The organism is Flavobacterium restrictum, assembly GCF_007097245.1.
In the GTDB taxonomy this organism is placed as follows: domain Bacteria; phylum Bacteroidota; class Bacteroidia; order Flavobacteriales; family Flavobacteriaceae; genus Flavobacterium; species Flavobacterium restrictum.
This window is the reverse complement of record NZ_VJZT01000002.1, coordinates 369,371-393,974: the sequence shown is the minus strand read 5'-3', so window position 1 is coordinate 393,974 and position 24,604 is coordinate 369,371. Positions and strand designations below refer to the sequence as shown.

Below are 24,604 nucleotides of genomic sequence, written 5' to 3'. Positions count from 1 at the left end.
TAATTTATTTAAAATTGTAAATTAACTCCAAAAGTTACCGCTTTAGAGACTGGGTAAGCTCCTGCGTCAATTCCTGTTGCTTGAACGGTATTCACACTACCACCGTTTATATTTGAGCCTATTTGACCAATTTCTGGATCAATACCACTGTATTTAGTTATTGTCAATAAGTTTTGAAAACTCATGTACAAGTTACAATTTGTCATACCAATTTTTTTGATAAGATCGCTAGGCAAAGTATATCCAAATTTTACGTTTCTTAAGCGTACGTATGATCCATCTTCAACAAAATGATCTGATACTCTATTGTTTTTGGTGTCTACATCATTTACAAGTGCTCTTGCATACTCGTTTGATGGGTTTGTAGTTGTCCAATGGTTGTTGTAGTAATCTTTGCTCACGTTAGTGTAAGCGTTTCCTAAATTGAAACCACCTGCTGTTTCTTGTTCTACACGTGCATAGTTAAGGATGTCGTTTCCAAAAGAACCATAGATGTCAATTCCTAAATCGAAGGCTTTGTATTTGGCATTGAAGTTAAAGTTACCATACACTTTTGGGATTGGGCTACCTATAACCGTTCTATCAGCATCAGTAATTACACCATCGCCATTCAAATCTTGAAATTTACGGTCACCAGCAGTTGTTTTTGCGTTTTGATAGGCTCCACCAGGGGCTTTTGCGTTTAAAGCATCTACTTCGGCTTTGGTTTGAAAAATACCGTCTGATTTGTATCCGTAAAAAGTACCTACGTTGCCACCAACATACGATCTAGTGATATCCGTCCAGTTTGTTGCCCATGTAGGCATGAAGCTTTCTTCTAATAGGGTATATTCAGCATCTCCAGCCAATTTATCGATGTTATTGTCGATAGTGGTAAAGTTTACTGATGCATCCCAAGTAAGTTCGCCTTTGGTTTGTCTGTATCCAACCAAAACTTCTAATCCTTTATTAGTTACTTGTCCCGCATTTACGGCTTGTGTTGTAAATCCACTTTGGGCTGGAATAACTTTGTTAAATAAGAAATCAGAAGATGTTTTTTTGAAATAATCTACTGTAAAAAACAAATAGTTATTGAATAATTCCCCTTCTAAACCTACGTTTGTTTGTACTTGTTTCTCCCAAGTTAAATTAGGATTTGCCAAGTTGTTTGGTGACAACCCTTGAGAAGCGGTTGGATTTGTCCCAAAGATGTAACCCGAATCATCCGTTCCACTTGTCCCATTACTATAGTTTGCAAGATATTGAAAGGAGCTTACTCCGTATGCATTTCCTGTTTGTCCCCAAGAAGCTCTTAATTTTAAGACATCAAAGATGCTACCATCCATAAAGCTTTCTTCGTCAATATTCCAACCACCTGCTACAGAGTAAAAATTTTCTCTTGATTTGTCAATAAGAAAACGGTTACCAATACCATCGTTTCTCCAGGTAGCAGTAACGTAATACTTACTGTCGTAGTTGTAATTCAATCGTCCCAAGGCACCTACTAGTGTTTCGGTGCTGGCAAAACCTCTTGTGTCTGTTATTTTTTGTGCTTGTGACATGTCTCTTAAATCATTAGACAAGAATCCAAGGCCAGTTGTAGACATAGCTGTATAGGCTGATTTTGAGGCAGTATACCCAGTAAGTGCTTCAATTTTATGTTTGCCAAAAGATTTTGTATAATTCAGGAAAGCTTCTGCCAACCATTCTTTCGAAGTGTTTTGACTCAATGAGTATTGTGCTTTTGTAGTTTGGTCATTACTTTTTGCAGAAAGGAAATAAGTTGGAGAAAAATTAGATCCAGCATAATTTCTAGTTGTAAAACCAAGATTTGTTTTTAAAGTCAATCCTTTCAATAAATCATAATCCAATCCTAATCCACCTTGAATTGTGTTTCTAGCATTGTCATTTGATTGTCGTAATGCTTGTCCTATCACGTTTACACTCGTACTAGCTTCGTTGCTGTCCTCAAACGCTCCGTATAAACCATTACTTTGTGCAAGACTAGTTCCTGAATAGTTAGACGCAGTAGCATCTGTCAAGAAGGGAAGGTTTGTGTATAATTTAGCAATCCCATTAAATCCCGGAGCTAATGTTTGGTAAGCTTCTTGGTATCCGTATTTTAAGTTTGCTTTGGCTCTTAATTTACTAGTGATTACAAAATCACCCTTCAAACCAGTAGTATATTTTTTGGCTGAGGAACCCACTACGGTACCTTCTTCATTTAACATACCTGCAGTGAAAGCTAATTTAGCTTTGTCGTTACCGCCTCTAATACTAAAATTGTGTCCGTAGCGAATAGCATTGTTAAATGCTGCATCTTGCCAATCGACATTGGTTAGTGAATTTGGGTTCTTTAATTGTGATGGAAAAAAGTTAGTACCCGTACTAGCATCAATATCGGCAGTACCTTTGATTTCATTTGCAAAACCTACGTATTCTTGTGCGGTCAGCATTTTTATTGCTTTAGGTGCATTGTTAGAGCTTAACCAAGAGTTGATTTCTACGGTTACTTCTCCGTTTTTACCACTTTTAGTTTCTATAATCACAACACCATTACTAGCTCTCATGCCATATAAAGCGGTTGCTGATGCATCTTTCAATACCGATATAGAGCTCACATCATTAGCATTAAGGTAGGCTATATCTTGAGTTGGGAAACCATCTACTATGTATAAAGGAGTAGAACTACCAAAAGTACCAATTCCACGAATGTTCACTTGCATAGATGATCCAGGTGCTCCAGAGTTGTTCGTAACCTGAACACCACTTACTTTTCCTTGTAGGGCTTGATCAATAGAGGAAACAGGAATTTTGTTTAATTTATCGCCACTAATGATACCTACAGCACCAGTTAAGTCTTTCTTTTTGCTAGTTCCATAAGCAACCACAACCACTTCATCCAACTTTGCAGAGCTGGATTCTAGTTTAAGATTTACAACTGATTTTCCTTCAGCTTTAATTTCTTGTGTGATGTAACCAAGGTAGGATACTATTAAAGTAGCATTAGTACCAATGTTGTTTAGCTTGTAATTACCGTCAAAATCAGTTGTAGTTCCATTGCTGGTTCCTTTTACAACAACGTTTGCTCCGGGTAATGGGCCAGTAGCATCAGATATTGTTCCAGAAATACTTTGCGCCTGAATGAAGCTGCACATCATAAAAGCTCCAAAGAGGAGTAAATTTCTAAATAAATAGTTTTTCATAATTCGTTTTTAGTTGATTATTTAAATGATTATGGCACTTTTGATAAAAACAATATCAATAAAAATCCTTGCTTTTTTTTATTTAATATTTATTTTAAAATGTCATATTTTATACATTTTCAAAAGTATTAACTCTTTTAACAGAATGTTAATACAATTTTGTCGTTTGATAGTATTATTTCCACTTTTTTGAAGTCAAATTGACCATAATTTAACTTTTATATGTAAAATAGTACTTATTTTATGTAAAAATTATTTTTAGGAAGCGGTATAAACTCATATCAGAGGTGTTTATGACCTTATTTGAAGATAATGGCGTCGTTATTGAGCTTTTTAAGGTAAATTCAAGATTTAAGATCATTTTAGAGTCTATAATTAATAGATAAAACCTATAATTTATGCAATGTGTTTTTTTAGTCCCGTTTTTTTATATTTAATATAATTTTAATATTAAAAAATTGAAGTATTAATTTTCGAATCGAAAACGTTTTCGGTGTAACGAAAACGTTATAGTTTGCTTTTTTCATAATATTATCTTAAATTATTCACTATGTTTGACTTCATTATTTAAAACAATAACCAATTAAAACAATTTATTAACCAACTTATTTATTACGTATGAAAAATAGTCTACTAAAAGGCTTGATGGTGTTTCTAACGATGCTATGTACAGGTTTGGCTTATTCGCAAGATGTGTCAGGTACAGTGTCTGATGCAAGTGGTCCGCTTCCAGGGGCCAATGTATTGGTAAAAGGAACCAACAATTCAGCACAAACTGATCTCGATGGAAAATTTACAATCAAAAACGTGGGCTCAAACGCGGTTTTGGTTTTTAGTTACATTGGACTAAAATCACAAGAAGTTAGTGCTGCAGGTAAGAGTACAATTAAAGTTGTACTAAAAGATGACTCTGCAGAGTTAAAAGAAGTAATCGTTATCGGTTACGGTACTGTTAAAAAGAAAGACGCTACTGGAGCTGTTGATCAGCTTAGCTCTAAAAACTTTGACAACGTTGCTTCTCCTTCGCCTGCTCAATTGTTGAGAGGTAAAGTAGCAGGTGTTCAAGTAACACAGTCAAGTGGAGAGCCAGGTGGTGCTGTTTCTATTAGAGTTAGGGGTAATTCATCTATCCGTTCTGGGAATGGACCATTAATTGTAATTGATGGTGTGCCTTTGGATGGTGGGAATGTTTCTGCTGGTGGGGATAATTTGCTAGGAGCTTCTTCTGCCAGAAACCCATTAAACTTTGTTAACCAAAACGATATCGAAAGTATGTCTGTTTTGAAAGATGCTTCTTCAACAGCTATATACGGATCTCGTGGAGCCAATGGTGTAATTGTTATTACTACTAAAAAAGGAAAATCTAAAGAGCCTCAAATTTCTTATAGTACTTCTGTACAATTTAGCAAAAAAGCGGGTAATTTTAATGTAATGAATGGCGATCAATTTGCTGCCGCTGGTGGTGATGACAAAAAATCTAGATCGTACAATTGGGAAGACGCTGTTTTGCAAGATGGTTTTTCAATGAATCATGATTTGTCATTTAGTAAATCAACTGATAACTCTAATACAAGATTGTCATTTGGTGCAACAACTACAGACGGTATTGTTAAAAATACAGGTATAGACAAATATACTGCGTCACTGTACAATTCTAACGATTTCTTTGGCGGTGCATTAAAAATTGAGTCAAGAATTATTTATGCTGCATTGAAAGATAAAACAACATTAATTACTAATGACTCTGGTTTTATTGGAAATGTAATAGGAACTGCTTTGTATTGGAATCCAACTTTGCCAACTTACAATACAGATGGAAGTTACAATGTGATAAGTAACACTTATTTGAATCCAGTACAATTGTTAGATTCGTACAAAGATTATACAAACACTAATAAATTATTAGGAAGTATTTCTGCAACCTGGAAAATTAGTAACCACTGGAATTACAAATTTGTTTTCGGTATTGAAACTTCTAATTCAAGTAGAAAAAGTCAATTGTTGCCAACTATGGATATTCAGAACGTAGCTCAAGCAACAGTTCCAGGTTCTACCACAGTTAAACATGGTCAAGCAGCTATTAACAATCAAAATAAATTCAATAGAACATTTGAACATACTTTGAATTATAATAATGATTTTGGTGATAATTTAAATATTGATGGTTTACTTGGCTATTCATACTACGATTATACCGCAGACGGAAATCTTGTAACAGGTAAAGGATATGATATTGCACAAACAAATTTAATAGACAATATCGAAGGTGGTTTACAAAATGAATACAGAGCTTATTCTTACAGAAACAGAGTGGAATTACAATCTTATTTTGCAAGAATAAACGCAACAATTTACAAAAAGTTATTGTTAACTGCTACATTACGTGCTGATGGTTCTACTAAATTAGGAGCTAATAACAAATACGATTATTTCCCATCTGTAGGTCTTGGGTATAAAGTAATCGAAGATAAAGAAGGTTTGTTGAATAGTTTCAAAATTAGAGGGAACTATGGTATCACAGGAAATCAAGAATTTGCTCCTAACTCTGCTATTGCAAGAGGGTCTTACGGATTGAATGGTTCTTTGAATGTTGATACAAATGCTAATGCTGATTTGAAGTGGGAAACTACTAAATCATATGGTGTGGGTGCAGATTTTGAATTTCTTAACAATAAATTGACAGGTTCTGTTGATTATTTCCAAAGAGATACTAAAGATTTGATTTTCCCAGTTCCTGCTGCTGCTACACAACCAGGGCCACCGTCTCCACGTTTCAAAAACTTACCTGGAAACTTAATTAATAAAGGTGTTGAGGTGTCTTTAAATTATAAGGTAATTTCAAATGAAGATTTCACATGGGATGTTTCGGGGAATGCTTCTTTCTTGAGTAACAAAATGACTAATTTTGCTGGATTTATTGCTACAGGAGGAATTAATGGTCAAGGTTTATCTGGAGCATATGCGCAAGTTATCACCAATGACAAGCCAATTTATAGTTATTTCTTATACGAATGGAGAGGATATGACGCTAATGGAATGTCAGTTTATGCAGATGCTGCTGGAAATGACACAGGATTAGGTACTGCTGCTAAAAAAATATTAGACAAACAGCCATTACCTAAAGTAAACGTTGGTTTCTCTACTAACTTTACTTACAAAGGATTTGATGCTAGTGCCTCTTTCTATGGTGCTTTTGGACAATACATTTATAATAATACTTCTAATGCTTATTTCTTTAAAGGTGCTTTCCTTGGAGGAAGAAACACTACTGAAGAAGCTGCAACTTCTCCTCAAGCACAGGGAGATCCTAACTCACCATCAACTAAATATTTAGAAAAAGGCGATTTCTTAAGAATGGGTAACTTGACTTTAGGATATACTTTTAAAGGTGATGCATTAGAGAAATTCAAAATTAAATCAGCTCGTTTATATGTAAATGGAAATAATTTATTCGTAATCACTCCTTATTCAGGATTTGATCCAGAGGTTGATACCGATAAACAATTGAATGGAGTACCTTCTGCAGGAATGGAATTTTTATCATATCCTAGAGAAAAAAGTTTTGCTGTTGGACTTAACGTAACATTTTAATTAAAAAAACAATGAAAAGAAATAATATTATAAAATCCATCTTATTTGCAAGTACACTTGTTTTTAGTGTTAGTTGTACTAATTTAGATGAGGAAGTTTTAGATGGTGTGGTTATAGGAGGAGGAAGTAGTGGACCGGTTAATGCGGCATCATTATTGACAAGTTCTTACGAAGGTTTAAGAGGATTTCAAACACAAGGACAAATGTTTGCCTTGGATGAAATGTCTACAGATGCTTTGGTTGGGCCAACTCGTGGTGGTGACTGGGATGATAATGCTACATGGCGACAAATTCACGTTCATACTTGGGCACCAGACCACAATGAAGTGAAAAATGCTTGGAATGCTTTGTTGTCTCAAGTGTACAATTGTAATTTAGTTATTGAAAATGGGACCCCTGCAGAAGTAGCACAAGCTCGTTTTTTAAGAGCATTTTACTATTACAATGTTGTCGATTTATTTGGTCAAGCACCTTATAGAGAAGCTGGTTCAGCTTTAACGGATGATCCAAAAGTATGGACAAGAGCAGAAGCTACTGGCTTTATAATTAGTGAATTAGAAGCAGTAGTTTCTCAATTGCCTGCAAGAACTGCTGGAGATGCCAGTATGGCAAATGCAGATGCAGCTCACTTTTTATTAGCAAAAATATACTTGAATAAAGGGGTGTTTACTGCTGCTGCAGCAGCAGGGCCTTATACTTTTGAAGCTGGGGATATGAATAAAGTTATTGAAAACGTTAATGCAATAAACAGTAGTTTAGCTAGTAACTATTGGGATAACTTTAAACCAGAAAACAACACGTCTCCAGAGATTTTATTCTCTTCTAAAAATGTTAGAGGTGGAGCAGGTGGAGGAATTCAGTATCACTGGAGAATGTCTATGCACTACAACCAAACTCCTGATGGATGGAATGGTTTTTCTACTGTAGCTGAATATTACAATAAATTTAATGCAAATGACAAGCGTATTAAATATTCTACTCCAGAAATTATTGCTGCTTTTGGTAATCCAGTTGGATTGCAAATTGGTCAAATATACAAGCCAGGTGGAGTTGAAATAGCTCGTGATAGAATTAAAACGACAGCTAACCCTCTAGGACAACCATTAATTTATACTCCTGCTGTAACACTTATCACAAGTGGTGCAACTTTAGAGTCTGCAGGTATTAGAATGCAAAAATACATTCCAGATGCTGCTAACATAGGTACTCCAGAAAATGATTTTGTATTTATGCGTTATTCTGATGCTTTGTTGATGAAAGCTGAAGCTGTATTAAGAGGTGGTTCAGGAAGTGTAGGTACTATCATGACTGATATAGCTGCTAGAACTGGTCAAGCTGCTTCACCAGCTACCCTTGATGGTGTTTACCTTGAAAGGGGTAAAGAATTATGGTTAGAAGGATGGAGAAGAAATGACATGGTTCGTTTTGGTAAATTCTTGGAAGCAAGAGAATTAAAACCATACGTTTCTGATGCTAAATACATTTTGTTCCCTATACCAGCAGATGCTTTGTTTAATGCAAACTTATCGCAAAATCCAGGGTACTAATAAAAATTTGTTTACTATTATTATGTTTTGAGTTAGTTATAAAGAGGGTAATTTATTACCCTCTTTATTTTTTTAAACAATTCCCAAAATTCTTTTTTTTATTACTTAATATTATATAATTTAGGCAGTTCTAATCTTTGTAATTACCTAACAAACACTGCATATAATATGTTTTATCGTTTTACTTTATTTCTTCTCTTTATACTAATTTTTTCCAGTTGTTCCAATGATACTTCAGAGAAAAAAGATGGCTTATTCTCCAAGCTAGAATCTTCATTAACAGGTGTTACATTTGTTAATACCGTGAAAAACGGTCCGGAAATGAATCTCTTTAAATATAGAAATTTTTACAACGGTGGCGGAGTAGCCATTGGGGATATTAATAATGACGGTTTGTCTGATGTTTATTTTACCTCTAACCAAGGACAAAATAAATTGTACCTCAATAAAGGGAATTTTAAATTTGAAGATATTTCTAAAAAAGCAGGTGTCGAGGGAACCAAATCTTGGTCAACAGGAGTGGTAATGGTCGATATCAACGCCGATGGTTTTCTTGATATTTACGTTTGTAATGCTGGTAATACAAAAGGACTAAATCAAAAAAATGAACTTTTTATCAATAATAAAAATGGCACTTTTACAGATAAAGCCGATGCTTATAATCTGGCTGATACTGGTATCACTACTCATGCTGCCTTTTTTGATTATGATAAGGATGGTGATTTAGATTGTTATATCCTCAACAATAGTTTCATTCCTGTAAGCAGTCTTAATTATTCAAACCAAAGAGAGTTACGAGATAAAGACTGGAATGTTCCCGACATACTAAAAGGTGGAGGTGATAAATTACTTCGTAATGACAGTGGGAAGTTTACTGATGTAAGCGAAGCTGCAGGAATTTATGGTAGCTTAATTGGTTTTGGTCTGGGCGTTACCGTAGGCGATGTAAACGGGGATTTGTATCCGGATATTTACATTTCAAATGATTTTTTTGAACGTGATTATTTGTACATCAACAATCAAAACGGCACTTTTACAGAACAAATACAAAGCTGGGCATCACATACAAGTCAATCCTCGATGGGTGCTGATATGGCTGATATTAATAACGACGGAAAAGCAGATGTTTTTGTGACCGATATGTTACCCGAAGGGGACGAACGCACCAAAAACGTGACCAGTTTTGACAATTACGATTTGTTTACCCGAAAATTAAACCTTGATTTTTATTACCAATACATGCAAAATACCTTGCAAGTAAATAATGGAAACAACCAGTTTAACGAGATTGCCAATTATGCAGGTGTAGCCAAAACGGATTGGAGTTGGGGCGCCTTATTATTTGATATGGATAACGATGGGTACAAAGATATTTATGTTTGCAACGGGATTTATAATGATTTAACCAATCAAGATTTCATGGACTTTTTTGCAAACACCTTTATTCAGCGCATGGCTGTAACGGGCAAAAAAGAAGAAATGCAAAATATAATTGCCAAAATGCCAACCACACCCATACCCAATTACGCCTATCAAAACAATAAAAATTTAACGTTTACCAATCAAGCCCAAAATTGGGGATTGGATACTCCTAGTTTTTCTAATGGTGCTGCTTATGGCGATTTAGACAACGATGGCGATTTAGATCTAGTCGTGAATAATGTAAATATGGAAGCTTTCGTCTATCAAAATAATTCGGAGAAAAAGAAAACCAATAAGTACATAAAAGTAAAACTAAAAGGCGATGGACTAAACCAGTTTGCCATAGGAAGTGTGGTGCAATTGTTCTCGGGCAAAGAAATAATTAGACAAGAATTAATCCCTTCTCGAGGGTTTCAATCTTCGGTAGAATATGCAATGACTTTTGGTATTGGCACAAAAAAAATTGATTCCCTACAAGTTATTTGGCCTAATGCTACCTGTCAAACAATTAAAAAAATTACTGGCAATACCACTTATACGTTGACTATTGCTGATGCAAAATCAAAGTATGTTGTTAAAACAGCTAAACCAAAACCGTTTTTTGTAGAGACCAAAACCCCTTTCCTAGCACATAAAGAAAATGATTATATCGATTTTGATTATGAAGGTTTAATTTCCAAAATGCTTTCGCAAGAAGGACCTTCTCTAGCAGTTGCCGATGTTAATGGCGACGGGAATGAGGATGTTTTTATTGGCGGAGCCAAAGGCGCAGCAGGGAAAATATATTTGAATACGGGTACTACTAATTTTACAGCAACCAAACAATCTGATTTGGATTTAGACGCTAATTACGAAGATACTGCAGCTAGTTTCCTTGATGCTGACGGCGATGGCGATTTAGATTTATTAGTTGGATCAGGAGGGAACGAAAAAGCCGATCAATCCAATTATAAAAATCGTTTGTACCTGAATAATGGTAAAGGAATTTTTGCAAAAAGTAAAACTAATATCCCAACAACCAATAACAATGTATCCGTAATTGCTCCTTGCGATTTTGATAATGATGGCGATACAGATGTATTTATTGGCAGCAGGAGTGTTCCTGGTGTTTATGGTATTGACCCAAAACAGTTATTGTTAGAAAATGATGGCAAAGGTAACTTTGCAGATGTTACCAATAAAAAAGCTTTTAAACTCAATGAATCAGGAATGATTACCGCTGCCGTTTGGGAAGATATTGATGGGGATGGTAAGAAAGATTTAATCGTAGTAGGCGATTGGATGGCTCCACAAATTTTCAAAAATACGGGAAGACGATTAACTGTTTTTAAATCAAATATAACCAGTTATACCGGTTTTTGGAATGCAATAAGTTGTGTTGATGTTAATAATGATGGCAAAAAAGATTTGATTTTAGGCAACAAAGGAACTAATACTCCTTACAAAGCCAGCGCAACAAACCCAATGCGATTGTTTATCAATGATTTTGATAATAATGGTACTATCGAACAAATTGCTACGCAATCAATTGGAGGTAAGGATATGCCCGTTTCTCTCAAAAAAGAGTTGACAGCACAAATCCCAATGGTCAAAAAGAAGAATTTGAGTTTTGCCGATTATGCCAAAAAATCATTCCAGGAATTATTTCCACAAGAAGTTTTGGATAATTCCATTCAAAAAACGGCTGTGATTCAAGAGAGCGTTATTGCTATCAACAAAGGCGGCGGAAAATTTGAAATGAGAGCCTTGCCAAGAGAAGTACAGTTTTCTTGTGTGAATACCATTTGTACTTTGGATATTAATAAAGATGGATTTTTGGATATTATTTTGGGAGGAAATCAGTATGAATTCAAGCCACAATTTGCTCGATTAGACGCTAACTATGGTAGTGTTTTGTTAGGCAACAAGAACGGAACTTTTACCTGGACAGCCTATGATAAATCTGGGTTTATGATAAAAGGCGAAGCCAAACACATCGCAACAATTAAAAATAAAAATAATGGGGTTGCTATTATTGCGGCCATGAATAATGATACTCCTAAACTCTTTAGACGTAATGAATAATTTTTTTAAAATACTCCTCTTGTCCCTTGTATTTGCTAGTTGTGCCAAAAAACAAGATCAATTATTTGTAAAATTACCTTCGGAGGAGAGTGGTGTTACTTTCAAAAACGATTTAGATCCATCCAAAAATATTTCGATTTTAGATTACCTCTACTATTACAATGGTGGCGGTGTGGCACTTGGCGATATTAATAATGATGGCTTGGTCGATATTTATTTTTCGTCTAATCAAGGCAAAAACAAATTGTATTTGAACAAAGGAAATAACAAATACGAGGATATTACCCAAAAAGCAGGTGTAGCGGGCGAAAGCGACTGGAAAACGGGAACCATCATGGCCGATGTAAATGGCGATGGCTATCTCGATATTTACGTTTGCGCCGTTGTAGGAATCAATGGTTTTGAAGGGCATAATGAATTATTTATCAATAATAAGGACAATACGTTTACAGAAAGTGCTGCTGAATATGGTTTGGATTTAGACAATTACAGTACTTCTGCAGCCTTTTTTGATTTTGATGGTGACGGAGATTTAGATATGTACCTTTTGAATCAAGCCGTACATTCTGAAGCTTCATTTGGAAATGCCAACATTAGAAATAATAGAAGTTTTGAAAGTGGCGATAAATTATTTAGAAACGATAACGGGAAGTTTGTAGATATAAGTCAACAAGCAGGCATTTTTGGCGGGCCTAATGGCTACGGATTGGGGATTGCAATTTCGGATTTTAACCTAGATGGGTATCCCGATATTTATATTTGTAATGACTTTCACGAGGACGATTACTATTACCTGAATAATGGTAATGGGACGTTTACCGAGAGTTTGAAAAATCACTTTGGGCATACGAGTCGGTTTTCTATGGGAGTGGATGCTGCCGATATTAATCATGACGGATTTCCAGATTTGATGACGCTGGACATGCTTCCCGAAAACGAAAAAGTGCTCAAATCATCCTTGGGTGATGATAATGTGCAAATGCTAAAATTAAGAACCGAAAAACTAGGCTATCATTACCAATACACCCGCAATATGTTGCAAATAAACCAAGCGGGAAATCACTTTACCGAAACCGCTTTGTTAAGTGGCGTTGCCGCTACAGATTGGAGTTGGAGTGCTTTATTTGCAGATTATGATCAAGATGGCGAGCAGGATATTTTTGTTTCTAACGGAATTCCAAAACGTCCCAATGATTTGGATTATGTCAAATATTTTTCGAATGAGCAGATAAAAAGCAAAATAAACACCACAAAATTATTAGACAAACAAGCCTTGAAAAAAATGCCAAAAGGCAATGTAACCAATTATGTTTTTCAAGGAGCAGCCGATTTGCAATTCAAAAACAGGTCTAGTGATTGGATAGAAAATGATTCGATTATCTCTAATGGAACAGGTTATGCGGATTTGGATAACGATGGCGATTTGGATGTGGTGACTAATAATTTGAATAGTGCTGCCTCTATTTACATCAATCTAACCAATGCAAAGTCTAATTATTTGAAGCTTAAACTGCAATTTGAGGGTAAAAACACCTTTGGGATTGGAACAAAAGTAATCTCGTATGTAAAAGGAGTGAAGCAATACAAAGAGTTGCAAACTACCAGAGGTTTTCAATCCTCCTCCGAGCCAATAATTCATTTTGGATATGGGAAAACAGCAATCGTTGATTCGCTTGTGGTGATTTGGCCTGACAAAACGTATCAGACTTTAAAACAGGTAAAAACCAATCAAATGCTTATTATTAAGGCAAATGCCAACCGAAAACCATTTAATTACACTCGTTTGCATCCCACAGTTTTGCCTGTTTTCAAGCAAGTAACGAATCTAGGCATTGATTTTATACATCAAGAAAATCATTATGTTGATTTCACGGCTCAAAAACTAATCCCTTACCAACGGTCGGATCGTGGTGCAGCAACAGCTGTTGGTGACTTGAATGGCGATGGAAAAGACGACATTTTCTTTGGTGCAGCCTCCGGAAGAGCTTCGGAAATTTACCTTCAAACTACCAATGGATTTGCTAAAAAAGCCTATCCAACGCTAGAAAAAGACTCTATTTTTGAGGATGCTTCTGCCGTAATTGGAGATTTTAATCAAGATAAAAATAATGATTTATATGTTGCATCTGGGAATGGCGAAAACGCACAAAATTTGCAAGATCGCTTGTATTTGGGGAATCAACTAACGAATGCAGTTTTACCAGTATTGCGTCAAAATGCCTCGGTTGTCAAAGCATTTGATTATGATGGCGATGGCGATTTAGATTTGTTTATTGGTAATAATTCAAAATTTAATCGTTTTGGAAGTGCGCCAGATTGTTATTTGTTGAACAACAACAAAGGGAAATTCTCGGTTGTTCAAAACAAAACATTCGAAGGAATTGGAATGGTTACGGATGCTATTTTTACTGATTTCAATAATGATGGAAAAACCGATTTGATTGTTGTGGGTGAATGGATGAAACCAACATTTTTTGCCAATACAAAAGGGCTGTTTAAGGATGTTACCGAAAGTCTTTTGCCCGAAAAGTGCAACGGTTTATGGCAATCCATCATCGCATTTGACGTAGATCAGGATGGAGATCAAGATTATTTAATTGGAAACTGGGGAATGAATTCGAAGTTTAAAGCTTCTCAAGAGTTCCCAATGAAAATGTATTACGATGATTTTGATAAAAATGAAACTTTTGAAACTATTGTCGCCATCGAAAAAGGAGGAAACTATTTTACCACAATGGGACTTGATGAACTTACCGAGGAATTTAGCGGGATGCTCAAGAAAAAATTCAATAGCTACAAATCCTTTGCAGGAAAAACTTTAGAAGAAGTTTTTGATCCCAAAATGCTCGAAAGTGCCAAATTGTATGAAGTTCACAACCTGAAATCTGGTTATTTAAGAAACGACAAAGGCAAGTTTACGTTCGTACCTTTTGCGAATAAAATGCAAGTGGCTCCCATTACTTGTTTTGTAAAAGCCAATTTTGATGCAGATGCCAAAGAAGAAGTTTTTGCCGCAGGGAATTATTTTGGTGTTTCGCCGTATCACAGTCGTTTTGATGGTTTTTCGGGAGCATTGATTAAAAGTGATAAAACTATATTTTTGGGAAATCAAGTTGGGATTGACTTGACTCAAAAAGCGGTAAGACATTTGGATATCGTAAATTTTAAAGGCAAAAAATACCTGCTCATTTCCATCAATAATAAAAAAATCGAAATTTACGAATTACCAACGGCAAAAAATTAAACCGATTAATTTCTAAAGATTTAAAATCAAAATACCCAAAAAACCATCAAAATGAAACTTAAAATTAGTATAATAGTTGCTTTGAGTCTTCTTTTTATTTCCTGTAAAAAAGAAGCCTCAATTAGCGTAACAACAAGCGATTACTGTGCCGCTGTAGATACGGTGAGTGCCATTATGGTACATGATATTTTTTCGCCACCTGTTGCGAGTCGAATTTATGTGTATCCTAATATTGCAGCTTATGAAATCTTGGCTCAAAATAGTGCCAAATATCAGAGTTTGCAAGGACAGTTAAAAGGATTGGATTCCATACCTAAACTAGATCCTAAAAGTGGGGTAAACCAAAAATTAGCAGCACTTATTGCACACATGGAAGTGAGTAAACAATTGATTTTTTCCGAAGATGCATTAGCAAAATACAGAGATAGTTTGTATCAAAAATGGGGTTCAGAGAATCAAAAAGAATTTGATGTTTCAAAAGAATATGCCTTGAAAGTGGTCGAAAGAATCAAGAAATGGATGGGGAAAGATAATTACAAGCAAACGAGAACTTTTTCTAAATATTCGGTTTATGCCAATCAACTGGGTCGTTGGCAACCTACACCGCCTGCTTATATGGACGCAGTCGAACCACATTGGGGCGAAATTAGAACTTTGGTAGCTGATTCGGCTTCGCAATTTAAACCAAAAGCACCCTATGCTTTTTCAACCGATAAAAATTCGCCTTTTTACAAAGAAGCAAAGGAAACCTATGACGTTGGAAATATGATTTCCAAAAAATTAATAGCCATGGAGAATGCCAAAAGTGATGTTGTTCCAGAGGAGTCCGTAATTGCTACTTTTTGGGATTGCAATCCGTACGCAACTATTACACAAGGACACATGATGTTTGCCAAGAAGAAAAATTCGCCAGATGCACACTGGATGAATATTACCAAAATTGCGTGTAAGAAAACAAATGCCGATTTTGAAACCGCAGTTTTTGTATATACCAAAACCTCGATTGGTGTTTTTGAAAGCATTATTAGTTGCTGGAACGAAAAATTTAGAACCAATGTCGTTCGCCCAGAAACGTATATCAATCAAAATATAGATCCAACATGGCGACCACAATTACAAACGCCTCCGTTTCCAGAATATACCAGCGGACATTCAGTAATTTCTAATTGTTCGTCGGTGATTTTGACTGTTATTTTTGGAGATAATTTTGCGTATGTAGATGATTCCGAAATTCCTTTTGGAATCCCAAAAAGGTCTTTTAAGTCTTTTAAACAAGCCGCTGCTGAAGCGTCAATTAGTCGTTTGTATGGTGGTATTCATTACCGTGCTGCCATTGATAATGGTGCAGAACAAGGCAAAAATATTGGGAATTATATTAATAATAAATTAAAGATGTTAAAAAAATAATGAAAATTAGAAAGAAAATTATAATTGGGTTAAGCATTTCGTTGTCGGTATTTTTGGTGTGGTATTTATTTGTAAAAGAGGCGGATTATTGTATTTCTTTTAAAGCAAAAACAGCCACTGGAACGGTTTTTCAAGGAATTCAAGAATGGTCTGCTACGCAATCAAAAAGCAACAACGAACACTATACCATTATTGAAAAAAGGAATTTTGATTTAATTAAACAAGAAATGAAAACCGCCAATTCAGAATTTGAATATACTTGGGAATTAAATGCTATCAATGATTCGGTAACCAAGGTAAATGTGGGGATCAAAGAGACAAGTCATAGTTTGTACAATAGGATTACGGCTCCTTTTTTTAGCACCAATTTTAAAGTGGAACAGCTAAAAAAAGTAAAGGATTTAAAAAGTGGTTTGGAGGAGCACCTTAAGAAATTTAAAGTAAAAATCGAAGGCGAAGGTGTTTCTAAAGAGGTTTTTGTAGCTTACCTTCCTTTAAAAAGTGTTTTGCAGGAAAAAGCACAAAATATGATTATGACTGACTCTGATATTACGGGTTTTTTGTATCAAAATAAAATTGCTATAATCGACAAACCGTATGTAGAAATAACCAATTGGGATTTAGATAAGGAAACAATCGATTTTAATTACTGTTTCCCTATTGCTAAAAACACTAAAATCATTCCAAATGATTTGGTTAAATTTAAAACCATACCAGCAATGAAAGGACTAAAAGCCACTTATTATGGTAATTTTAGAACATCGGATAGAGCCTGGTTTGCTTTATTGGATTATGCCAAAAAGCACGATATCAAGTTAAAACTCCTTCCTTTAGAGCAGTTTTTAGCCAATCCATTCAACGGCGGAGAAGAACTTTCGTGGGAAACCAAAATCATTATCCCATTTGAAACAAAATAAACCCAAAAAAGTAACTTTATTTATACGTATCGAAAACGTTTTCGCTTGTTCCGAAAACGTTTTTTATTTTAAATAAGGCGCCATTGTTGTTTTTAAAATTAATTTTAAAGGTTGTACACGTAAATATAAAAAAGGAGTATGAAATTAAAATTAAGTTTTTGGCAAATAATCAATATGAATGTTGGTTTTTTTGGGATTCAGTATAGTTTTGGTTTACAGCAAAGTGCCGTAAATCCTATTTATGATTTTCTTGGTGCAAGCCCAGATCAACTGCCTTTGCTGAATCTTGCTGGGCCATTAACGGGTTTGCTAATTCAACCCATAATTGGTGCTATGAGTGATAAAACATGGTCGCCGAGATTAGGAGGTAGAAGAAAACCCTATTTTTTTATAGGAGCATTAGTGTGCAGTATCGCCTTGTTTTTATTTCCGTTTAGTAGTTCGTTATGGATGGCCGCTGGCTTACTTTGGTTATTAGATGTTGGTAACAATACCGCTATGGAACCTTATCGTGCCTTTATTGCGGATAAACTTGATGCTGCGCAACAACCGGTAGGTTTTCAGGCGCAGAGTTTTTTCACAGGATTTGGACAAACATTAGCAAATGTCTCTTTATTTATTTTTCCAATGATTTTTATTGGCACCACAGGAAAATTACCAACATGGGTTTTCGCTTCCTTTTTTTTGGGTGCCGTTTGTTCGATAGGATCGGTTTGGTGGAGTTCGCATACAACCAAAGAAATTCCACCTACTCCCGAGGAGTTGGAAGCAATGAAATCAGAACCTTCAACAATTTTTACTCCATTTATTGATATTGCAAAAGCCATACAACACATGCCAAAAGTGATGTGGCAATTGGCCTTGGTGTATTTGTTTCAATGGTATGCCCTTTTTTGTTATTGGCAAAATTCATCCAAAAGTATAGCGCTTTCGGTTTGGCATACAACTCCTCAAAAAGATATGAATTTATATAGCGAAGCCGTAAGTTGGACGGGCTTGGTCAATGGATGGTATAATATTGTAACCTTTCTTGTGGCTTTTAGTTTGGTTTATTTTGCAAGAAAATATTCGGCTCGATACGTTCATTTTACGTGTTTGATTTTGGCTGCAATTGGATTTTTACTTTTTCCTCATATCGAGAATAAATACTTATTGTTTCCCGCAATTACTGGTTTTGGGATTGGATGGGCTAGTATGATGGGAATCCCTTATTTGATGGTGGTTTCACAAATTCCAAAGGAACGATACGGTGTTTACATGGGAATAATCAACATGATGATTGTTATTCCAATGTTTATTCAAACAATCACTTTTGGTTATATTCTAAAGCATTTTTTAAATAATGATCCAAGATCAGCGATTACTTTTGCAGGTGTTTTACTTGTTATTAGTGCCGTTTTTACATTATTTATTACAACTAAAAAAGAGACCGTAAGTGAATAATTTACCATACAATAAAGCACTAGAATTACTCAAAACTGTTTCTTCATCCCAAGGGTTTTTTGCAAGTGCTCAAAACATTTCTAATTACAAAAGAGTTTGGGCTCGCGACGGCGTTATTTGCGGCTTGGCGGCATTAGCATCAGGCGATACCGATTTGATTGCTACTTTTCGAACGACACTAGAAACGCTAGCTCGCAACCAGCACCATAACGGAACAATTCCTTCAAATGTGATGACCAATGGGGCAGTTGTCGAGGTGAGTTATGGCGGTTTGGCAGGAAGAGTCGATGCTGTAACCTGGTTTGTTATTGGGATTTGTCAGTATGCTTTGTTTACAAAAGATACTGGTTTTGTCAAAAAATACGATAGCAATATCCAAAAATGCTTGCAATTACTAGAAGCTTGGGAGTTTAATAACAAAGGACTTTTGTATGTGCCCCTATCAGGAAACTGGGCCGATGAATACATTACGGATGGCTATGTTTTGTACGACCAATTGCTACGGGTTTGGGCTCTAAAAAGCTATAATTATTTTGCCAAAAGCGAAATTATTACAGCCAAAATTAATACAATAACGACCCAACTCGAAATTAATTTCACACCAAATGCTACAGGCGAAAAGTACCACGAGCGAGCGTATCAAGAGGCCAATATTCAAAACTATATGCCGTGCTCGTTCTCGCCAGCGGGGTACAAAACCCAATTTGATGCTTTTGCTAACTCATTGGCATTGTGTCTAAATATAGGTTCTCTAGAATTTCAAGAAATTATACTATCCTATTCACTTTCGTTAAAAGCTGAAATGCCGATGCAATTATTACCCGCTTTTTGGCCACCAATTCTAGAATCAGATTTAGATTGGAATTTGCTAAAAAACAATTGCAAATACGAATTCAGGAATTACCCAAACGAATTTCATAACGGTGGAAGTTGGGCTATGGTTAATGGTTTTTATGGTTTAGCATTACTTACCAAAGGGCAAAATCAGGAAGCAAATCAACTCTTGGATGCTATAAACGAAGCCAATGCAAGGGAGGATTTTAGTTTTTATGAAAACTTCAACTCTCAAACCAAAGCGCCTAACGGAGTTCCTTTATGTGCCTGGAGTGCCGCAGCAACCGTAATGTTGCATCAAAGTATCTATACAAATTTTAAATTTTTTATTTAAATTGGAAAAAACAATAGACATCGTATGTGCTGGTGAAGTACTCATAGATTTTATAGGTCACGAAGTAAATACATCCATCAATAGAACCAAAGATTACCACCGTTTTCTAGGCGGATCACCAACAAATGTTGCCGTAAATGCCGCTCGATTAGGACTGCAATCCGTTCTGGTGGCAACTTGTGGACAAGACGGTTTGGGGGAATATATCGTTAGGAAATTAAAGGCAAATAACGTCATTACTTCCCAAGTCCGTAAATCGGATACGGAGCCCACTTCGGTGATATTTGTATCTAAATCTACTGGAACACCAGATTTTATTCCGTATCGGGAAGCAGATTACCAAATAAATGCAACTCAAATAACCGATGAATTGCTCCAAAGTGCCAAAATTTTTCATACCACTTGTTTTGCTTTGAGCAAAAATCCAGCCAGAACCACGTTGATAGAAAGTGCCAAGAAAGCCAAAGCATTGGGATTGCAAACGAGTATTGATATTAATTTTTCGGAACGAATTTGGCCTGATCGGGAAGAAGCCAAACGGGTTCTAGCAGAATATTTAGCCACAAATCCATTAGTGAAATTAAGCGAAGATGATTGTTACCGCCTTTTTGCCGAATCAAAAACCGAAGATTATATATTTGACTATTTTCACGACTTGGGTGCTTCTACGATTTGCCTGACAAAAGGCAAAGGTGGTGTGGTTTTGTCCGATAAAGAGTTTGGACTTGTGCATCAGAAAGCCACTCACATCGATGAAATAAAAGATACAACTGGAGCTGGAGATGCTTTTTGGACGGGATTTTTATACGCTCAATTAGAAAATAAAAATTGGGAAGAAACCTTAACAATTGCCCAAAAACTAGCCGTTTTAAAACTTCAAAACGTAGGCAGACTTCCAGAAGGAATTAATTTTAAAGAATATTTGAACGCGGATTCGTAAGTATAACTAGTAATAAACCAAGAAATAATGCAAAAAAACACTGTCAAGATTGCCATGTATCTTAATTATTTTGTTTTCGCAATTCTGCTAAATAGCGTAGGAATTGTAATTCTAAAATCACAAGCAAATTATGGAGTAGATGAATTACAAGCGAGTATTCTAGAGGCTTTTAAGGATTTGCCAATTGCTATAGTGTCTTTTTTGGTAGCCTCTTTTTTACCCCGAATTGGCTATAAAAGAGCTATGTTAATTGGGCTTGCTTTGGTTTCGGTGGCTTGTGTTGGTATGTATTTTGGCAATTCCTTTGGTACCGCAAAAATTCTTTTTGCAACGGTTGGGGTTTCATTTGCCTTGATAAAAGTTTCGGTATATTCCTTAATTGGAACAATTACGGAGAATCAACAGGAACACAACAGTATGATGAGTAGTATAGAAGGTGTTTTTATGTTAGGAATTGCACTCGCTTATTTCTTGTTTCCAGCCTTTAATTCGGATACTAATCCAGATGCTTGGCTCAACGTATATTGGCTTTTGGCAGGAATGGCACTACTTTCTTTTTGTTTTTTGTTTTTTGCAAAATTCGAAAAGCAAACCGAAATTCCTGGGGTAAATTTAGCAGATGATTTTGCACAAATGTTCAAATTGTTTGCTCAATTATTAACGATAGTTTTTGTTATTAGTGCTTTCTTGTTTGTCATGATTGAACAAGGAATTATGTCTTGGTTGCCTACATTTAATAGCAAAGTACTGCATTTGCCTCAAAATATTAGTATTATGATGGCGAGTATCTTGGCAATTACTTTAGCGGTAGGACGACTTTTGGCTGGGGTAATTACTAAAAAAATAAACTGGATTTGGGTATTGAGTTTTTGTATTATTATGGCAATGCTTATTGTGATTTTTGTTCTTCCCAAAGCAGTTGGGTTAGAGGTAAAGGAAATAAAATCACTTGGTGATATTCCTTTGATAGGGTTTGCATTTCCATTGGTTGGACTTTTTATCGCTCCTATTTATCCGCTTTTGAATTCAGTTGTTTTAAGTGCTTTGCCCAAAAAAATGCACAGTTCAATGACAGGTTTAATTGTTGTATTTTCGGCACTTGGAGGCACGCTAGGTTCCAGAATTATTGGATATTTGTTTAAAAATGAAGGGCCTGAAAATGCTTTTTTTTATACTTTAATTCCAATGTCGTTGTTGTTAATCTCTTTTTTCATTCTAAAAAAACTTACTGCTAAATCATGAAACTCTTACTTAATATAGACCAAACCTTCAGCGATTTATTGCTACAAGAAGATACCGATAATGATAAAAAAATCACCAAAGACGATACGGGACCCAAAAAATTCGTTTTGGTTGATGAAACCACCAAGCAAGAAGTAGCAATAGAAGGAACGTATTTTTTATCGAATTTGCTACAAGAATTAGCCGTGCTTAAAGAGCAAAATGTAGCCCTTGGCGAAATTGATTTGGACTTTATTCAAGAAAATCCTGTGGAGCGCATTTCGAGAAAAATCAAAACAGATTATTGGAATGAACTCACCCGAACGATTGATAAAAAAGGGTTGGCGCAAATTCTTAACGACGAGAAAACTACCAATGCGATTCCTACGCTTTATGTTTCTGCCAAGGACAAAAAAGGAGTGGCTTACTTTCAGGAATTAGAGCAAGAAGTAGGAGGTTTTGAAGTGGCAATTCTCCCCGAAGATTTTTCGATGGAATATGTCGAAACGTTAAATACAAAACCGGGCATTTTGGCTTTGGCTTTGGAACAAAAAATATACAGTCTACAAGGCGTTCCGTTTGTGGTACCTGGTGGTCGTTTTAACGAAATGTATGGCTGGGATAGTTATTTTATTGCAGTTGGATTGCTACTAGACAATCAGTTGGAAAAAGCAATGGCTATTGCCGAAAATTTTAAATACCAAATCATTCATTACGGCAAAATTCTCAATGCCAATAGGAGTTATTACCTCACCAGAACGCAACCGCCGTTGTATTCGTCCTTGTTAATTGATATTTTAAAACAAAAAAAACTGGGTCAGGACTGGTTGCAAAGCCACCTTGAAACGGTTATTTTAGAGTATAATACGGTTTGGATGGTTTCAGGGAATAGATTGACTCCTACGGGTTTGAACCGCTATAAATCAGATGGTGTGGGAATGCCGTTTGAGGTAGAGCCGGGTCATTTTGATGATGTTTTAGCACCTTATGCCCAGAAATACAATCTTTCTGTTCGTGAATTCGAAAAGCAGTATTTGAATAGAACGCTTGTGGATACTGATCTTGATGCTTATTTTGTTCACGATAGGAGTTTACGAGAAAGTGGTCACGACACTACGGATAGATTGATTAATACGTGTGCCAATTTGAATTCGGTTGATATCAATAGCTTTTTGTTTAAATACGAAAAAGACATTGCTTACCTGATTAAGGAATATTTTAACGGCAGCTTTGAGTCCAACTCGGTACATTATACTGCCCAAGAATGGGAACTGAAGGCGCAGGCTAGACAAGCAAAAATAAACGAACTCTGCTGGAATGAAACCGCAGGAATGTATTTTGATTATGATTTTGTAAACCAAAAGCAGTTCCCATTTGAGGCGGCCACTATGTTCTTTCCGCTTTGGGCTGGTTTGTGTAACGAGAATCAAGCCAAAAAATTGGTGGAAATTGCCTTGCCACAATTTGTAAAAATGGGAGGAATTACAGGAAGTACGGCCGCAAGTGTTGCCGGAGTTTCTCCAGACGCACCACATCGACAATGGGATTATCCTTTTGGATGGGCACCCCATCAAATGTTACTTTGGGAAGGACTCTTGAAGTATGGTTACCATCAAAAAGCGCAGGAAATGGTCTACAGATGGTTGTGGCTCATTACCAAAAATGCGGTAGAATACAACGGAACCATTCCGGAGAAATTTGATTTAGAAACCAGTTCTCATAAAGTTTTTGCCGAATATGGGAATGTAGGAACCGAGTTTGATTACATTGCCAAAGAGGGTTTTGGTTGGATGAATGCTTCCTATCAATATGGATTGCAAATTTTGGATGACACTCTAAAAGAGGCCCTAAACAAGGACACTTCGCCAGGTACGATTTTTTAAAAGCAAAATTATACTGATTTTTGTTTTTTGTATGCTATTTTTTTTAACTTTATATAAATTTAATTTAGTGTAACATGACTGTAAATCAAATATTAAGCACAAAAGGGAAGGATGTTTTTTCAGTACTTTCTACGAACACCGTATTCGAAGCGTTAACTGTAATGAGTGAGAAAAATATTGGTGCCATTCTGGTCATCGAAGAGACTGTTTTGAAAGGCATTTTGTCTGAAAGAGATTACGCCCGTAAAATCGTTTTGAAAGATAAGTCTTCCAAGGAGACTTTTGTTCACGAAATTATGGAAAGCGAGTTGGTCACAGTCAAACCATCGGATACTTTTGACTATTGTATGGAGGTCATGAACAGCAAGCGAGTACGCCATTTACCAGTAATAGAAAACGATATTGTCATTGGGATTATTTCTATAAGTGATGTGGTAAAAGCCATTATGGCCATGCAAAAGGATACCATACACCATCTCAATACCTACATCTCGCAATAAATAGTTTAGAGTTTTATAAAAATAGCTGCTTTTATGCGGCTATTTTCATTTTTACAAAAGAATAGTATAAAA

13 protein-coding genes are annotated in these 24,604 nt (G+C 35.8%); 12 read left to right on the top strand and 1 reads right to left on the bottom strand.

The features are described from left to right. Positions 1–8: 8 nt before the first annotated feature. Positions 9–3,185, bottom strand: coding sequence for a SusC/RagA family TonB-linked outer membrane protein (locus tag FNW21_RS03815; RefSeq protein WP_144255402.1), 3,177 nt, complete (start codon positions 3,183–3,185; stop codon positions 9–11). Between the two features lie 618 nt (positions 3,186–3,803). Here FNW21_RS03815 and FNW21_RS03810 point away from each other — a divergent pair. The 12 genes from FNW21_RS03810 (at position 3,804) to FNW21_RS03755 (ending at position 24,532) form a co-directional block, all read left to right on the top strand. Continuing rightward, positions 3,804–6,776, top strand: coding sequence for a SusC/RagA family TonB-linked outer membrane protein (locus tag FNW21_RS03810; RefSeq protein WP_235889584.1), 2,973 nt, complete (start codon positions 3,804–3,806; stop codon positions 6,774–6,776). Between the two features lie 107 nt (positions 6,777–6,883). Then, the gene (locus FNW21_RS03805) at positions 6,884–8,323 is read left to right on the top strand and encodes a RagB/SusD family nutrient uptake outer membrane protein (RefSeq protein WP_235889583.1); all 1,440 of its coding nucleotides are present in this window, start codon (positions 6,884–6,886) and stop codon (positions 8,321–8,323) included. Between the two features lie 168 nt (positions 8,324–8,491). Continuing rightward, entirely contained in the window at positions 8,492–11,809 is a 3,318-nt protein-coding gene (locus tag FNW21_RS03800) for an FG-GAP-like repeat-containing protein (RefSeq protein ID WP_144255400.1), read from the top strand. Next, positions 11,802–15,053 (top strand): VCBS repeat-containing protein, encoded by a 3,252-nt coding sequence (locus tag FNW21_RS03795; RefSeq protein ID WP_144255399.1) that lies wholly within the window; start codon positions 11,802–11,804, stop codon positions 15,051–15,053. Before FNW21_RS03800 ends, FNW21_RS03795 begins: the two co-directional genes overlap by 8 nt. Positions 15,054–15,104: 51 nt before the next feature. Beyond that, positions 15,105–16,460: a vanadium-dependent haloperoxidase gene (locus FNW21_RS03790; RefSeq protein ID WP_144255398.1), complete on the top strand. Its 1,356-nt coding sequence runs from the start codon at positions 15,105–15,107 to the stop codon at positions 16,458–16,460. Further along, a complete protein-coding gene (locus tag FNW21_RS03785) occupies positions 16,460–17,377 on the top strand; it encodes a hypothetical protein (protein ID WP_144255397.1) in 918 nt (305 codons plus the stop codon). Before FNW21_RS03790 ends, FNW21_RS03785 begins: the two co-directional genes overlap by 1 nt. Before the next feature lie 138 nt (positions 17,378–17,515). Further along, positions 17,516–18,820, top strand: a complete 1,305-nt coding sequence (locus FNW21_RS03780; protein WP_144255396.1) for an MFS transporter — start codon at positions 17,516–17,518, stop codon at positions 18,818–18,820. After that, the gene (locus tag FNW21_RS03775; RefSeq protein WP_144255395.1) at positions 18,813–19,988 is read left to right on the top strand and encodes a glycoside hydrolase 100 family protein; all 1,176 of its coding nucleotides are present in this window, start codon (positions 18,813–18,815) and stop codon (positions 19,986–19,988) included. The genes FNW21_RS03780 and FNW21_RS03775 overlap by 8 nt, the downstream gene beginning before the upstream one ends. Position 19,989: 1 nt before the next feature. Further along, positions 19,990–20,928, top strand: coding sequence for a carbohydrate kinase family protein (locus FNW21_RS03770; RefSeq protein WP_144255394.1), 939 nt, complete (start codon positions 19,990–19,992; stop codon positions 20,926–20,928). A gap of 27 nt (positions 20,929–20,955) precedes the next feature. Further along, on the top strand, positions 20,956–22,170 hold the full coding sequence (locus FNW21_RS03765; protein ID WP_144255393.1) for an MFS transporter: 1,215 nt from the start codon (positions 20,956–20,958) through the stop codon (positions 22,168–22,170). Continuing rightward, positions 22,167–24,032 carry a trehalase family glycosidase gene (locus tag FNW21_RS03760; RefSeq protein ID WP_144255392.1) on the top strand — a complete coding sequence of 622 codons (1,866 nt, stop codon included), beginning with the start codon at positions 22,167–22,169 and terminating at the stop codon, positions 24,030–24,032. The genes FNW21_RS03765 and FNW21_RS03760 overlap by 4 nt, the downstream gene beginning before the upstream one ends. A gap of 74 nt (positions 24,033–24,106) precedes the next feature. Continuing rightward, on the top strand, positions 24,107–24,532 hold the full coding sequence (locus FNW21_RS03755; protein WP_144255391.1) for a CBS domain-containing protein: 426 nt from the start codon (positions 24,107–24,109) through the stop codon (positions 24,530–24,532). The last annotated feature ends 72 nt before the right edge of the window (positions 24,533–24,604 follow it).

What these genes read in the sequence shown, in the direction of transcription:
- FNW21_RS03815 (WP_144255402.1), bottom strand. Translation starts at nt 3,185, where the DNA reads ATGAAAAACTATTTATTTAGAAATTTACTCCTCTTTGGAGCTTTTATG.
- FNW21_RS03810 (WP_235889584.1), top strand. Translation starts at nt 3,804, where the DNA reads ATGAAAAATAGTCTACTAAAAGGCTTGATGGTGTTTCTAACGATGCTA.
- FNW21_RS03800 (WP_144255400.1), top strand. Translation starts at nt 8,492, where the DNA reads ATGTTTTATCGTTTTACTTTATTTCTTCTCTTTATACTAATTTTTTCC.
- FNW21_RS03795 (WP_144255399.1), top strand. Translation starts at nt 11,802, where the DNA reads ATGAATAATTTTTTTAAAATACTCCTCTTGTCCCTTGTATTTGCTAGT.
- FNW21_RS03790 (WP_144255398.1), top strand. Translation starts at nt 15,105, where the DNA reads ATGAAACTTAAAATTAGTATAATAGTTGCTTTGAGTCTTCTTTTTATT.
- FNW21_RS03785 (WP_144255397.1), top strand. Translation starts at nt 16,460, where the DNA reads ATGAAAATTAGAAAGAAAATTATAATTGGGTTAAGCATTTCGTTGTCG.
- FNW21_RS03780 (WP_144255396.1), top strand. Translation starts at nt 17,516, where the DNA reads ATGAAATTAAAATTAAGTTTTTGGCAAATAATCAATATGAATGTTGGT.
- FNW21_RS03765 (WP_144255393.1), top strand. Translation starts at nt 20,956, where the DNA reads ATGCAAAAAAACACTGTCAAGATTGCCATGTATCTTAATTATTTTGTT.
- FNW21_RS03760 (WP_144255392.1), top strand. Translation starts at nt 22,167, where the DNA reads ATGAAACTCTTACTTAATATAGACCAAACCTTCAGCGATTTATTGCTA.
- FNW21_RS03755 (WP_144255391.1), top strand. Translation starts at nt 24,107, where the DNA reads ATGACTGTAAATCAAATATTAAGCACAAAAGGGAAGGATGTTTTTTCA.